Origin of the sequence: Rhodobium orientis, from assembly GCF_003258835.1 — a bacterium.
In the GTDB taxonomy this organism is placed as follows: Bacteria; Pseudomonadota; Alphaproteobacteria; order Rhizobiales; family Rhodobiaceae; genus Rhodobium; species Rhodobium orientis.
This window is the reverse complement of the sequence record NZ_NPEV01000019.1, coordinates 61,717-75,669: the sequence shown is the minus strand read 5'-3', so window position 1 is coordinate 75,669 and position 13,953 is coordinate 61,717. Positions and strand designations below refer to the sequence as shown.

General features: G+C 66.6%; 10 protein-coding genes. 4 read left to right on the top strand and 6 right to left on the bottom strand.

Annotated features, from left to right (window positions below; all coding sequences use genetic code 11):
- Nucleotides 1-286: 286 nt before the first annotated feature.
- The 3 genes from CH339_RS10750 to CH339_RS10740 are packed head-to-tail and all read right to left on the bottom strand — an operon-like array spanning nucleotide 287 to nucleotide 3,293.
- Entirely contained in the window at nucleotides 287-1,564 is a 1,278-nt protein-coding gene (locus tag CH339_RS10750) for an HlyC/CorC family transporter (protein ID WP_111434353.1), read from the bottom strand.
- Nucleotides 1,561-2,700, bottom strand: a complete 1,140-nt coding sequence (gene aroB / locus CH339_RS10745) for a 3-dehydroquinate synthase (RefSeq protein ID WP_111434352.1) — start codon at nucleotides 2,698-2,700, stop codon at nucleotides 1,561-1,563. The genes CH339_RS10750 and aroB overlap by 4 nt, the downstream gene beginning before the upstream one ends.
- Nucleotides 2,697-3,293 (bottom strand): shikimate kinase, encoded by a 597-nt coding sequence (locus CH339_RS10740; protein WP_111434351.1) that lies wholly within the window; start codon nucleotides 3,291-3,293, stop codon nucleotides 2,697-2,699. Before CH339_RS10740 ends, aroB begins: the two co-directional genes overlap by 4 nt.
- A gap of 226 nt (nucleotides 3,294-3,519) precedes the next feature.
- Between CH339_RS10740 and CH339_RS10735 the strand changes: the two genes are divergently transcribed.
- The 4 genes from CH339_RS10735 (at nucleotide 3,520) to CH339_RS10720 (ending at nucleotide 7,248) form a co-directional block, all read left to right on the top strand.
- On the top strand, nucleotides 3,520-3,663 hold the full coding sequence (locus CH339_RS10735; RefSeq protein WP_111434350.1) for a histidine kinase: 144 nt from the start codon (nucleotides 3,520-3,522) through the stop codon (nucleotides 3,661-3,663).
- A gap of 5 nt (nucleotides 3,664-3,668) precedes the next feature.
- Nucleotides 3,669-4,595 carry a site-specific tyrosine recombinase XerD gene (locus CH339_RS10730; RefSeq protein WP_111434349.1) on the top strand — a complete coding sequence of 309 codons (927 nt, stop codon included), beginning with the start codon at nucleotides 3,669-3,671 and terminating at the stop codon, nucleotides 4,593-4,595.
- 149 nt (nucleotides 4,596-4,744) lie between these two features.
- Nucleotides 4,745-5,698 carry an acetyl-CoA carboxylase carboxyltransferase subunit alpha gene (locus CH339_RS10725; RefSeq protein WP_111434348.1) on the top strand — a complete coding sequence of 318 codons (954 nt, stop codon included), beginning with the start codon at nucleotides 4,745-4,747 and terminating at the stop codon, nucleotides 5,696-5,698.
- A 206-nt stretch (nucleotides 5,699-5,904) separates the two neighbouring features.
- Entirely contained in the window at nucleotides 5,905-7,248 is a 1,344-nt protein-coding gene (locus CH339_RS10720) for a L,D-transpeptidase family protein (RefSeq protein ID WP_184443421.1), read from the top strand.
- Between the two features lie 301 nt (nucleotides 7,249-7,549).
- On the opposite strand, the gene CH339_RS10715 is transcribed toward CH339_RS10720, so the two are convergent.
- From CH339_RS10715 to CH339_RS10705, 3 genes are all read right to left on the bottom strand, one after another.
- Nucleotides 7,550-9,325 carry an SLC13 family permease gene (locus CH339_RS10715; RefSeq protein ID WP_111434347.1) on the bottom strand — a complete coding sequence of 592 codons (1,776 nt, stop codon included), beginning with the start codon at nucleotides 9,323-9,325 and terminating at the stop codon, nucleotides 7,550-7,552.
- 166 nt (nucleotides 9,326-9,491) lie between these two features.
- Nucleotides 9,492-10,862: an adenylate/guanylate cyclase domain-containing protein gene (locus tag CH339_RS10710; RefSeq protein ID WP_111434346.1), complete on the bottom strand. Its 1,371-nt coding sequence runs from the start codon at nucleotides 10,860-10,862 to the stop codon at nucleotides 9,492-9,494.
- 6 nt (nucleotides 10,863-10,868) lie between these two features.
- Nucleotides 10,869-13,952, bottom strand: a complete 3,084-nt coding sequence (locus tag CH339_RS10705; RefSeq protein WP_111434345.1) for an efflux RND transporter permease subunit — start codon at nucleotides 13,950-13,952, stop codon at nucleotides 10,869-10,871.
- Nucleotide 13,953 lies beyond the last annotated feature (1 nt).

Genomic DNA, 13,953 nt, shown 5'->3' with positions numbered 1-13,953 from the left:
CACAGCCAAAACCGCCGCCAACCAACCCCAACCAGATGTCCCTCGACCTCGCCCCAATCTAAACCGGACAGTAGTGGGCTTGACCCGGCAATCCATGAGGCCTTTCGGAACAATCCGTTAGGTCGGTCCTTGTCGCACCTCATCATGGACCACCGGGTCGAGCCCGGTGGTGACGCGGAGTGGGTGGGGCCGGGAGTGTGTGAACCGCGCGCCCTGCAGGCGCTGCGATGAGGTGGTGCTTGCCCGAAGCTCGGCTCTGCCGCCCCGGTGCAACCGCTCGCGAAGCCTACTGCTCCACCGGCGCCGTGGTGATGCGCAGGCGGGTGATGCGGTTCTTGAGTTTCCTCAGCACCACGAACTTGAAGCCGTAGAAGGTGAAGGCCTGGCGCTCCTCCGGGATCATCCGGGCTTCGTGGATGACGAGGCCGGCAATCGTCGTTGCTTCCTCGTCGGGCAGTTGCCAATCCATTACCCGATTGAGATCGCGGATCGGCACCGAGCCGTCGACCAGCACCGAGCCGTCCGGCTGCGGGCGCACGCCTTCGACGACGACGTCGTGCTCGTCGGAGATCTCGCCGACGATCTCCTCCAGGATGTCTTCCAGCGTGACGAGCCCCATGACCTCGCCGTACTCGTCGACGACCATGGCGAAGTGGGTCTTCTTGCGCAAAAAGGCGTTGAGCTGGTCGTGCAGGTTGGTGGTGTCGGGCACGAACCAGGGCAGGGCGGTAACGGCGTTGAAGTCGAGCTTCGTTGCGTCCCATTGGACCTCGGCGAGCGAGCGCAGCAGGTCCTTGGCGTGGATGATGCCGACGATGTTCTCCTGCTCGCCCTGCCACAGCGGCAAGCGCGTGAAGCTCGACGACAGGATGGCGTCGACGAGCTTTTCCGGCGGATCGTCGGCGTTCAGCATTTCCATGTTGGTGCGGTGGACCATGACGTCGGAAACCTCCAGCTCCGACAGGTCGAGGAGGCCGCCGAGCCGGTCGCGCTCGGCCTTGATGAGGCCGCCCTCCAGGTGCTGCAGGTCGACGGCGCCGCGCAGCTCCTCGCGCGCCGAAAGGACCGCCTGGTTCTCGTCGACGACGGCGCCGAAGGCGCGCAGCAGCCATCGCACGAAAATCTCCACGCCGGCAATCAGCGGTCCGAACAGGACGACGATGATGCGGACCAGCGGCGAGACCGCGATGGCGAAGCGGTCGGGATCGCCGATCGCCCAGGTCTTCGGCAGCACCTCGGCGAAGATCAGCACCAGCACCGTCATGATCAGCGTCGCATAGGCGACGCCGGCATCGCCGAACAGCGTGATGAGGACGCTGGTGGCGAGCGCCGAGGCGAGGATGTTGACGAGGTTGTTGCCGAGGAGGAGGGCGCCGATCAGGCGCTCGCGGGTGGCGATCAACCGGGAGACGATCTCCGCGCGCCGGTCGCCGGTCTTTTCAAGCTGGTGCATGCGCGCCCGCGAGGCCGCGGTCAGCGCCGTTTCGGAGCCGGAAAAGAAGGCGGACAGGATCAGCAGCGCGAAGATCCCGCCAATCATCAGCCACAGGGCAATGTCGGTCATTTCTTGAGCTCGTCGACCAGGAAGGCGGAGATGTCGTCGGCGGCGATGTCGCGGGCGATGAACGACTTGCCGATGCCGCGGGCAAGGACGAAAGTCAGCGTGCCGCGGGTGACCTTCTTGTCCTGGGCAATCAGGTTCATCAGCCGTTCGACGGCAAGGACGTCGCCGGGAATGTCGGCAATGCGGGTCGGCAGGCCGGCTGCCTTCAGGTGCGATTCGACGCGCTCGGCATCGGCCGGCGGGCAAAGGCCCATCCGGGCGGAAAACCTGAACGCCTGGCACATGCCGATGGCAACGCCCTCGCCGTGGAACAGGCGGTCGGAAAAGCCGGTGGCGCCCTCAAGGGCGTGGCCGAAGGTGTGGCCGAGATTGAGGAGGGCCCGGACGCCGCCCTCGCGCTCGTCGGCGGCGACGACCCTTGCCTTTGCCTTGCAGCTCGTGGCGATCGCCGAGACCCGTGCCTGGCCGCCGGCGAACACCGCCTCGCGGTCGCGCTCCAGCCAGCCGAAGAATTTCGGATCGTCGATGAGGCCGTATTTGACGACCTCGGCATAGCCCGACGCGAACTGGCGCGGCGGCAGGGTGGAGAGCGAAGCGGTGTCGGCAACGACCAGAGCGGGCTGATAGAAGGCGCCGACGAGGTTTTTTCCCTGGGGCGCGTTGATGCCGGTCTTGCCGCCGACGGACGAGTCTACCTGGGCGAGCAGCGTGGTCGGCACCTGGACGAATTTCATACCGCGCCGCACGGTCGCCGCGACGAAGCCGGCAAGGTCGCCGACGACGCCGCCGCCGAGCGCCACGACCACGTCGCCGCGCTCCAGCCGGGCTTCCAGCACGTGGCCGACGAGGTCCTGGTAGACGGAAAAGCTCTTGGAGGCCTCGCCGGCGGCAACCGTCAGCACCTCGTTCTCGATGCCGGCGCCGGCAAGGCTTTCGCGCAGGGCGGCAAGGTGCAGGCCGGCGACGGTCTCGTCGGTGACGACGACGGCGCGGGCGCCCGGCAGGCGGGCGGCGATCTCGGCGCCCGCGCCATGGATCAGGCCGTCGCCGATGAGGATGTCGTAGGCGCGTTCGCCGAGCGCGACCGTCACGGTGTCTTCAGCCGCCGCCACATTGGCGGCGAGGGGGGCGGTCATGTCGGGCGGTCCTCGTTGGAAAGATACTGGTTAAGGGCGGCAAGGCCTTCCGAGACGATGGTCTCGTGGGTGACGTCGCGGGAATGGAGGGTGATGTCGGCGGTCGCATAGACCGGATCGCGCTCGGCCAGGAGCCGGCGCATGACGCCTTCCGGGTCGGGATCCTTGAGGAGCGGGCGATGCGACTTGCGGCGCACGCGCTCCATGAGTACCGGGAACTCGGCCTTCAGCCAGACCGAGATGCCGCCCTCGGCAATCGCCGCCCGCGTCTCGGCATCCATGAAGGCGCCGCCGCCGGTCGCCAGCACCTGCGGGCCCTCGCCGAGGAGGCGGGCGATGACGCGGCGCTCGCCGCTGCGGAAATAGGCCTCACCATGTTCGGCAAAGAGTTCCGGGATGGTCTTGTTGGCGGCGCTTTCGATCTCCGCATCGGCGTCGACGAAGGCGAGGCCGAGGGCGGCGGCAAGGCGCCGTCCGATCGAGGTCTTGCCGGCGCCCATCATGCCGACCAGCACGACGGAACGGGCGCCGAGGCCGTCGCGGATGGCGGCGGCTTCGGTACTCGGCGGTGCTGTCGTTGCGTCGGTGCCCATGCTCCGGTCCGGATGCTGTTGCTGGCGGCTCGGCCCAGGTCGCTCGTCTCTGGCCGCTCACGCGCGGCGGTTGCCGGCGCTCCCTTTCTCGACGTTTGAGCCCATGAAAATCATTACTGTCAAGACTTTCGCCCGCACGCCAAGCCCCTTGCACTTGGCGGCGGCATGGTCGACATAGGGGCGAAGACCTGTTTTTCCGCTGTATCCCGTCAACGGCCCGCCTCCCATGCCGACATTAACACGCTATATAGCTGTTCTGGTCATTCTGGCGTCCATCGCCTACGGGACGATGTTCGCGCTCGTCACTTATGTGGACCCGGCGACGCGGCAGATGGGGTATCCGATCTCGGATGACCGGTTCAACAGGTAAGGGGCATGGCCGGCTGGCAGCACCTTGAGAGCTTTCTGGAAGTGCTGGCCGTGGAGCGCGGCGCCGCCGACAACACGCTCGACGGCTACCGCCGGGACCTTGCCGATTTCTCCGAATTCCTCGCCGATCGCGGCAGCGACCTTGAGGCCGCCTCCGCCGACGACGTTGCCGCCTATATGAACGCGCTGGCCGGGCGCGGCTTTGCGGCCAGCTCCCAGGCGCGGCGGCTCTCCGCGCTGCGCCAGTTCTACCGCTTTCTCTATGCCGAGGGGCTGCGCGGCGACGATCCGACCGGCAAGGTCGACAGCCCGAAGCGGCAGCGGCCGTTGCCGAAGGTGCTGTCGGAGGCCGATGTGGGCCGGCTGATCGATGCCGCAAAGAGCCGCGCCGGTACCGGCACGACCGATGCCCAGCGGCTGCGCAGCCAGCGCTTCTATGCGCTGCTGGAAGTTCTTTACGCCACGGGCCTGCGCGTCTCCGAACTGGTCAGCCTGCCGGCCTCGGCGATCGTCGGCGACACCCGGGCCATCACCATTCGCGGCAAGGGCGGGCGCGAGCGGCTGGTGCCGCTGTCGACCGCCGCGCGCCAGGCGATGCGGGACTATGCGGCGCTCCGCAAGGAGCTCGGCAAGGACCGGCCGAGCCCGTGGCTGTTCTCGTCGCCCAGTGGCAGCGGCCACGTCACCCGCCAGGCATTCGCCCGCGATCTGAAGGATTTCGGGGTCAGCGTCGGCCTTGCCGCGGCGAGCCTGTCGCCCCATGTGCTGCGGCATGCCTTTGCCAGCCATCTCCTCCAGAACGGCGCCGACCTCAGGATCGTGCAGCAGCTCCTCGGCCATGCCGACATTTCGACGACCCAGATCTACACCCATGTGCTCGACGAGCGGCTGAAGCGGCTGGTCAACGAGCACCATCCGCTCGCGCATCCCTGACACGCCACGCCCCGGCGCGGCGTCCGTGAGACTTGACAGTTTTGCGCCCCGGCGCCAGTGTCGCGCCGCAAAATCGGGCCGACGGGACAGACCCGGAAGGTCCCGGGGACAGCGCCTCCCGTCCCGTTCCCTGCTGACAATGGTTCCGTATGCACAACTACCTCGAATTCGAAAAACCGGTTGCCGATCTTGAAGGCAAGGTCCACGAGCTGAAGGCGATCGCCACGGACGATGCGTCGGTCGATACCTCCGAAGAGGTGTCCAAGCTGGAGGCGAAGGCGCTGCAGGCGCTGACCGACCTCTACGCCAAGCTGACGCCCTGGCAGAAGACCCAGGTCGCCCGGCATCCGGACCGGCCGCACGCGCTCGACTACATCAACCGGCTGCTTAAGGATTTCGTGCCGCTCGGAGGCGACCGCAAATACGCCGAGGACCATGCCATCGTCGCCGGCATGGGCAAGTTCCGGGACATCCCGGTCGCCGTTCTCGGCCAGGAAAAGGGCTCCGACACCAAGTCGCGGCTGCACCACAATTTCGGCATGGTGCGCCCGGAAGGCTACCGCAAGGCTGTCCGGATCATGGAGTTGGCCGAGCGCTTCAACCTGCCGGTCATCACTTTCGTCGACACGGCCGGCGCCTATCCCGGCATCGGCGCGGAGGAGAGGGGCCAGGCCGAGGCCATTGCCCGCTCCACCGAGGCATGCCTGGCGCTCGGCGTGCCGAACGTGTCCGTCGTCATCGGAGAGGGCGGCTCGGGCGGGGCGATCGCCATCGCCACGGCCAATCGTGTCCTCATGCTGGAGCATTCGATCTACAGCGTGATCTCGCCGGAGGGCGCGGCCTCGATCCTGTGGCGGGATTCGGCGCGGGCCCAGGACGCGGCCAGCAACATGAAGATCACCGCCCAGGACCTGATGAAGCTCGGCATCATCGACGACATCATCCCCGAGCCGCTCGGCGGCGCGCACCGGGATCACGAAAAAATCATCGGCGACACGGGCAAGGCGATCCATTCGGCGCTGAAAGCGCTTAAGGGCCAGAGCAAGCAGGACCTGGTGCGCATGCGCCGGGAAAAATTCCTGCGCATCGGCCGAGAGCTTTGACAAGTCACGGAAACGCCGGAATCTTTTGATGAAAGATGCCCGCTGCGCCCGACCGGCGCCGGCGGCCTGAAGGCGCGGGCGACGGTTAACGTCGCGTCAACGCGCCGGGCCTAGGCTCGTCGGCGAGGATTGCGCCAGGGGTAGCGCGAAGGGTAGCGCCTTGGGGGTCGGACGGCTGTTGCCGTCCTGTTTCAGGGACACGAGGAATGGTTTCGACCAAAATGTTGCGTCTTCTTGCTGCGGCAGCGACCGTTCTGGTGCTCGCCGCCTGCCAGCCGGACCAGATCGGCTACGGCTCGAACAAGCATCTGCAGCCGTTGAGCGCGGAAATGCGGGGCAAGATCAACGATCTCAACATGTCCCTCGATTCGCCGATCCTCGTGCGCATCTTCAAGGAAGAGAACACCCTTGAAGTCTGGAAGCAGAAGAGGACCGGCCGCTTCGCTCTCCTCAAGACTTACAAGATCTGTGCCTGGTCCGGAAAGCTCGGGCCGAAGTTCAAGGAAGGCGACCGGCAGGCGCCGGAGGGCTTCTACGAGATCTATCCGGCGCAGATGAACCCCAATTCGGACTATTATCTCTCCTTCAATCTCGGCTTTCCGAACGCCTATGACCGGGCGCACGGGCGCACCGGCTCGCACCTGATGGTGCATGGCGCCTGCTCCTCGCGCGGCTGCTACGCCATGGAGGATGCGCAGATCGCGGAGATCTATTCGCTCGCCCGCGACGCGTTCCGGGGCGGCCAGCGGGCATTCCAGGTCCAGGCCTTGCCGTTCCGCATGACGCCGGAGAACCTCGCCAAGCACCACGACGATCCGAACATGGATTTCTGGCTGATGCTGAAGGAGGGCTACGACCACTTCGAGATCGCCCACCAGCCGCCGAAGATCGACTATTGCGGCCAGCGCTACGTCTTCAACGCCGTCTCGGAAAACGACAGCCTCCGGTTCAACGCCCGCGCGGCCTGCCCGGACTACACGGTGCCGCCGCACCTGGCGACGGCGGTCGCGACCAAGCAGAAGCAGGACGCGGCGAAGACGCTGGAAATCGTTGCGCGGCTGGAAGACGAGGCGCGGCGCAAGGCGGAATGGGAAAAGCGCCAGAAGATGCTGGCGGAGGTGCTCGGTGCCAAGAAGGGCTCCGAAGGCGCTGCGATCGCCGAGGCCGGCGCCGTGGATGACGGCGGTCCGGCTCCGGCCGGCGCCCTGGTGGCTGCCGGCGGCGCGACCCAGCAGGCCGACGTGCCGGCGCCCAAGCCCGGCAGCACCATGGCCCTGAGGCCGGAGCGGGAGAGCGGCGTCGGCGCCCTCTTCGGCGGGATCTTCGGCGACGAGGACAAGCCGGAACGCGATGCCACCACTCCGGACACGCAGGCGGACGCGCAAGATGCCGGGACCGAGACGGCGAAGGCCGGGGTCCCCGTGCCGCCGGCCGAGGTGTCTTCGGCGGGTTCCGGCGCAACTGGTGTGCCGGCCGCAAAGCCCGCCGCGGCCGCTCCGCAGGACAAGGACGACTCGGTGCTGCCGAGCTGGCTGCGCATCGGCGGGTAGCGCGCCGACACAGACGGGACCGATGATGAAGGGCGCCGGGTTGGCGCCCTTTTCTTTCGGCCGGGGTTTTGTTGGTCGCCCGGCGGCGATGTCTTGCGGGTCTTTCGGTGTGCGCATGGTTCAGCAAGCGTCGCACTGGATTGCTTCGCTGCGCTCGCAATGACGATTTTCTCTTTGGTTTCAGCGTCATTGCGAGGAGGCCGTCAGGCCGACGCGGCAATCCAGCCGGCGTCGGCGGCAGGTGCGGTGCTCAATCCAATGCGCGCCCGCTCGCCCCAACCTCGCCCGTCACCCCGACCCCTCAAAACGGCCAGACCAGCAGAATCATCGGCACGGCCACCGCGACGACGATGAGTTCCAGCGGCAGGCCCATGCGCCAGTAGTCGCCGAAGGCGTAGCCGCCGGGGCCCAGGATCAGGGTGTTGTTCTTGTGGCCGATGGGGGTAAGGAAGGCGCAGGAGGCGGCAACCGCGACGGCCATCAGGAACGGGTCGGCATTGGTGTCCATGCGCCCGGCGATGTCGACGGCGATCGGCGCGGCGACGACGGTCGTTGCCGTGTTGTTGAGGACGTCGGAGAGGGTCATGGTCACGATCATCAGCAGCGTCAGCGTGACCGTCGGGCCGTAGCCCTCGGTCAGGCTGACGATGCCCTTGCCGATGAGCGCCGTGCCGCCGGCGGTCTCCAGCGCCGCGCCGAGCGGGATCATGGAGCCGAGCAGCACCACCACCGGCCATTCGATGTGGTCGTAGACCTGGCGGATCGGCACGATGTCGAAGGCCACATAGGCGGCAACGACGATGGCGAGCGCCACCGGCAGGTAGAGGAGGCCGAAAGAGGCGAGCGCCACGGCGCCGGCAAAGAGCGCGATCGCCGGCCAGGCCCTGTCGGAGCGGGTGATCTGCAGGTCGCGCTCGGCAAGCGGCAGGACGCCGAGCCATTCCACGACATTGGAGAGCCGCTCCTCCGGTCCGAGCAGCAGCAGCACGTCGCCGGGGTTGATGGTCAGCTTGCGCAGGCTCTCGGAAAACCGCTTGCCGGAGCGCGAGACGCCGAGGAGGGTCACGCCGTGGCGGTAGAGAAGGCCGATCGACATCGCCGAGCGGCCGGCGATCCGCGCGTCGCGCGGCACCACGACCTCCATCAGGTTCATGCCGCCGCCTTCGGCGCTGCGGTGCTTTTCCTCGCCCTGGAATTCCAGCTTCAGCTTGGAGGCGAACTGGTCGAGGGCGTCGGCCTTGGCTTCGACGACGAGGGTATCGCCGGCCTGGATCTCGACGCGTCTGGCGAGCCCGGCCATGCGGTGCCCGCCCCGCACGAGGCCGAGGATTTCCGTGTCGGTTTCGATGGCGGTGTCGTCCAGTTCGGAGACCTTCATGCCGACGGGCTTCGACTTCTCGCCGACAACCAGTTCGGAGATGTAGCCCTTGACGTCGAACAGCTCCTTGACGGCGTTGCCGGCGTTCTTGTCCTGGGGGATCAGGCGCCAGCCGACGAGGGCGACGAAGGCGATGCCGACGACGGCGCAGGCAAGGCCGACGGGGGCGAAATCGAACATGTGATAGGGGCTGCCGAGCGCCCGGTCGCGGAATTGGGCGATGATGATGTTCGGCGGCGTGCCGATCAGCGTGACGAGGCCGCCGAGGATGGTGGCAAAGGCGAGCGGCATCAGGGTGAGACCTGGGCTGCGCTCGGCCTTGGCGGCGGCGTTGAGGTCGACCGGCATCAAAAGGGCGAGCGCTGCGACATTGTTCATGACGGCCGACAGCGCGCCGCCAAGGCCGGCCATGACGGCGATGTGGCCGGACAGGCTCCGCCCGGCGTCGATCAGCTTGCCGGTGAGCATTTCCACGGCGCCGGAGACGACGAGGCCGCGCGAGACGACGAGCACAAGGGCGACGATGATGGTCGCCGGATGGCCGAAGCCGGAAAAGGCCGCTTCCTTCGGCACGACGCCGAGCACCAGGCCGGCCAAGAGCGCGACGAAGGCGACGAGGTCGTAGCGGAACCTGCCCCACAGGAGCATCGCAAAGACGAGCCCGAACAGGCTGAACAGGATGATCTGGTCGGTGGTCATGCAGCCTCGCGGAAGGAAAAGGAACGAAAACGGATGAAAACCCAACCGACGGCAATCGTGCCGGCAGGCGTGCAAGGGAGGAGGAAGGGTGTGGCGTTTGCCGAGTCATAACAGGCCAGGCACCGTCATGAAACTCGGGGACGGCCGATCCGGTTCCCCCGGCTGGTCAGGCGGGCGGTTTTCCTGGCATCGCACCCGTCGGCTCGCGCGCGCCCTTGATCAGGAAGGTGCGCATCGGGCCGATGCCCTTGATGTCGATCTCGCCGCGCGGCTCGAACTCGAAGACGTCGCTTGTCGCCTCGACGAAGATTTCGGTGACCTGGATGCGGCCGGGCAGGCCCTGGCTTTCCATGCGCGAGGCGACGTTCACCGCATCGCCCCAGACGTCGTAGGTGAAGCGGCGCTCGCCGATGACGCCGGCGATCGCCGGGCCGCAATGGATGCCGGCGCGAAGGGTCAGGCGGGCCTCGCCGAGCTGCGGCTGGTCGGCGATGGTCTCAATGAGCGCCAGTGCCAGCCGGCCGAGGTCGGCCGAGCCCTTGCGGCAGTCGCCGTCAAGCCCGCCGACGATCATGTAGGCATCGCCGATGGTCTTGATCTTTTCCGCCTCGAACCGGTCGATGAGGATATCGAACTCGGTGAACAGGCGATCGAGATAGTGGACCACCTCTTCCGGGCCGAGGTTGCGGGCGACCGGGGTGAAGCCGACCAGGTCGACGAAGAGCACGGTGACGTGCTCATGCTTGTCGGCGATGGTGGCGCTCGGGTTGGCCTTCAGCCGTTCGGCGATGCGCTCCGGCAGGATGTTGGTCAGAAGCGCCTCGGAGCGGGCGTGCTCGAACTGCAGGTTCTGCTCGGCCCGGCGGAGCGCCCACAGCACGTAGCCGATGAGGAGCGCGTTGGTGACCATGGCGTTGAAGAAGCCCTGGGCGGAGAGGATGCGGTGGATCTGGTCGTCGAAGGGCATCAAGGGCCCGGTCTCGGAGACGACCGTGAGCGAGATCATCAGAGAGACCATGGCGAGGATGAGGAAGGGCAGCCACCAGCGCCAGTTCTGGATGCCGAACAGGAACAGGATGGCGCCGGCCATGGTGAAATAGATGTGCAGGTCGGCCGAGAGCCCGACGGCCCAGACGACGAGGAAGTGGGTCGTGCTCATGATGCCGACGAGGGTCGCGGCCGCCAGGTGCTCGCCATAGCGGTGGAAGCGGTGGGCGACGAGGAAGGTCGCCGCGATGGCAAGATTGTAGAGGTTGAGGAGGAAGAGGCCCGAGGCGTCGTAGGCAAGGTTGACGACGGTGTGATGGAGGGCGTCGGCGGCGGCGGCAAAGGTGGCGATGTTGACGAATTTCTGGCGGCGGCGCACCTCCGGGTCGTCGGAGACGATGCCCACCGATATCAACCGCCGCAGCCAGTTCGGCACGTGCTTGCGCAGGCGCGCCGCGGCATCCGTCGGCCGGCGGACCATCTCGCGCATCGGCGGCCAGCGCCGGGCGTCCGGGGTGTCGACCTGTACCTCTGGCGGTGCGCTGGACATGGAGCTTTACGCCGGGCTCTCGGCGGACGCGGCCTCGCGCTCCCTGCGGGCGCTTCTCTGGTAGAACAGGCCGTAGAGGACGGGGACGACGCCGAGGGTGAGCACGGTCCCGAGGATCAGGCCGCCGGAGACGACGACGGCAAGATCGTAGAACAGCACGTCGCGGGAGATGATGATCGGCATCAGGCCGAGGACGGTCGTCACCGTGGTCATGACGATCGGTCTCAGCCGCTTGGTCGAGGCGGTCAGGATGGCCTCATTCACCGCGAGGCCGTCGCTGCGTTCGATATCGATGCGGTCGATCAGCACGATGGCGTTGTTGATGATGATGCCGGCGAGCGACAACAGTCCCAGGATTGCGACGAAGGACAGGTTGGCGCCGGGCATGACAAGCAGCGCGACGGTCACGCCCGTCAGGGTCAGCGGGATGACGGCGAGGATGATCACCGGCCGGATGAAGCTGTTGAACTGGCCGACCAGCACGATGAGGATCAGCGCGAAGGCGAGCGGCATGTTGGCGAACAGCGATTGCTGGGCCTCGCCGGAGCTCTCGATCTCGCCACCCTTTTCGATGCGGTAGCCGTCGGGCAAGCCGAGGTCCGGCAGCTTTTCCGACACTTCGACGTCGAGGGCGCTGGCCGATTTCGTCAGGTTCTTGCCGGAGACGGTGATGACCCGCTCCATGTTGCGCCGCTTGATGACGGAGAAGTCGGCAAAGCCGGTGAGGTTGGCGACCTGGATCAGGGCGACCGGTTTTTCCTCCGAGACGGCGATGTTGAGGGTGCGCAGCCGGTCGACATTGGTGCGCACGTCCTCCTCGGACCGGAGGTAGATCGGGATCACCGTATCGCCCTCGCGGTAGTCGGTGATCTGGGTGCCGGACAAGAGCGCGTTGAGGGCGTTGGCGATCGATTCCGACGTCACCCCGGCGCGGCGGGCGCGGTTCTGGTCGATCTCGACCACCACCTTCATGATCCGGTTTTCCCAGTCGTTCTTGATATCGACCGTGCCCTCGATCTCCCGCATCTCGTGCTCCAGCTTTTCGGCGGCCGCATAGAGCGTGCCGGAATCGGGCCCGGTGATGCGGTATTCGACGAGGCCGGCCTCGCTGGAGCCCATCGACATCGGCTTCACGCTGACCCGGGCCTCGGGCAGGTTGCCGGCGGCGTATTCGACGATGTGGCGGCGGACCTTGCCGACCGCATCGGCGGAGGCGACGTTGACGATGAGGAAGGCGCGGTGGGGATCGGGGTCAATCGGATTGAGCCCGAGATAGAAGCGCGGGCCGCCGCTCGCCACATAGGCGATGTTTGAGGCGATGTCCGGGTTCTCGTCCTTGTCCGAGAGCCAGGTGGCGAGTTTCATCGTCGTTGCCGTCGTGCCGTAGGTGTTGGAGCCGACCGGCAGGTCGACATAGACCTGAAGCTGCAGCCGGTCGGATTCGGGAAAGAAGATCTTCGGCACGAACTGCATGCCCCAGACGGCCACCGCAAGCAGCGCGACGGTTGCCGCCAGGAACGGTAGCCGGAAGCTGAGGAGGAGGGCGAGCACGCTGCGGTAGGTGCGGTAGAAGCGGGTGTCGAAGGCGGCGTCCTCGTCGACCGGCTTCGGCGTCTTCAGGCCCCAGACGCAGAACAGCGGCGTGATCGTCATGGCGAAGACCCACGACGTCAAAAGCGCAATGGCGATGACCAGCGACAGCGAGCGCATATATTCGCCGGCGGCGTTCTCCGACAGCATCAGCGGCATGAAGGCGAAGATGGTCGTCAGGCTGGAGGCCAGCAGCGGCAGCGCCATGGTGCGGCCGGTGTCGATCGCGGCGCGGGTGCGGTCCTCGCCGAGCGACATGCGCCGGCCGATCTCCTCGGCCATGACGATGCCGTTGTCGACGAGGAGGCCGAGGGCGATGATCAGCGAGGCGAGCGACATGCGCTCAAGCTCGATGCCGACCTGGCGCATGATGAGAAGGGTCATCAGCATGGTCAGCGGCACCATGGAGCCGACGATGAGGCCGGTGCGCCAGCCGAGGAAGAGGACGACGACGATGAGAACGATGGCGACGGTCTGGTAGAGATTGCTGACGACGCCGTCGACGGCGGTGCGGATTTCCTTCGGCTGGAAGGTGATGAAGCTGAGCTGGTAGCCGATCGGGAGCCCGTTCTCCAGCTCCGCTACCCTCGCCTTCAGCTCGTCGCCGAATTTGAAGGAGTCGAACTGCTCGACCATCTGCACGGAAAGCACGACCGCCGGCCTGCCGTTGAAGAAGGCCGGGGCCTCGGGCGGGTCGGCGTAATCCCGTGTGATGGTGGCGATGTCGCGCAAATAGACCAGCCGGCCGGGATCGTTGGGAATCTCGATCGGAACGTTGCGGATGTCGTCGATGCTCTCGAAGTTGCCGGTCGGCTCCACGACGATGCTGTTGTCGCCGACCTGCAGCCGCCCGCCTGGCGAGATGACGTTGGTCTTTGCGACCGTCTGCATGACGTCGGCGATCTTGATGCCGAGCTGGGCGACGTGGATGTTGTTGATCTCGATGAAGATGCGCTCCGGCTCGACGCCGAACAGCTCGACCTTCCTGACGCCGTTGACGGTGTAGAGCCTGTTGCGCAGGTCGCGGGCCGTCTGGCGCATCTCGGCGCGGCCGAAGCCGTCGGCGGTGAGCGCGATGGTGGCCATCGCCACCTCGCCATAGGTGTCGTTGACGAACGGCCCGGAGGTGCCGTCGGGCAGCTCCGACTTGACGTCGTTCATCTTGTTGCGCAGGTCCTGCCAGATCGGGCCGAGATCCGTGAAGCGGTCGTGCAGGGTGATGGTGACCGTGCTGGCGCCGGTGCGCGAGGACGACTTGATCTCGTCGACCTCCGGCATTTCGCGGATCTTTTCCTCCAGTTTCTGGGTGATCAGATCCTCCACCCGCGGCGGCGCCATGCCGGGGAAATTCGCCGTCACCAGAGCCGTGCGGATGGTGATCTCCGGGTCCTCGCGGGAGGGGTGGCTGAGGAACGAGGCCGGGCCGGCAAAGACGATGAAGAGCACCAGCAGCAGCAACAGCATGCTGTTGTTGAGCGCGAATCTGGTCAGGGCGCCCATC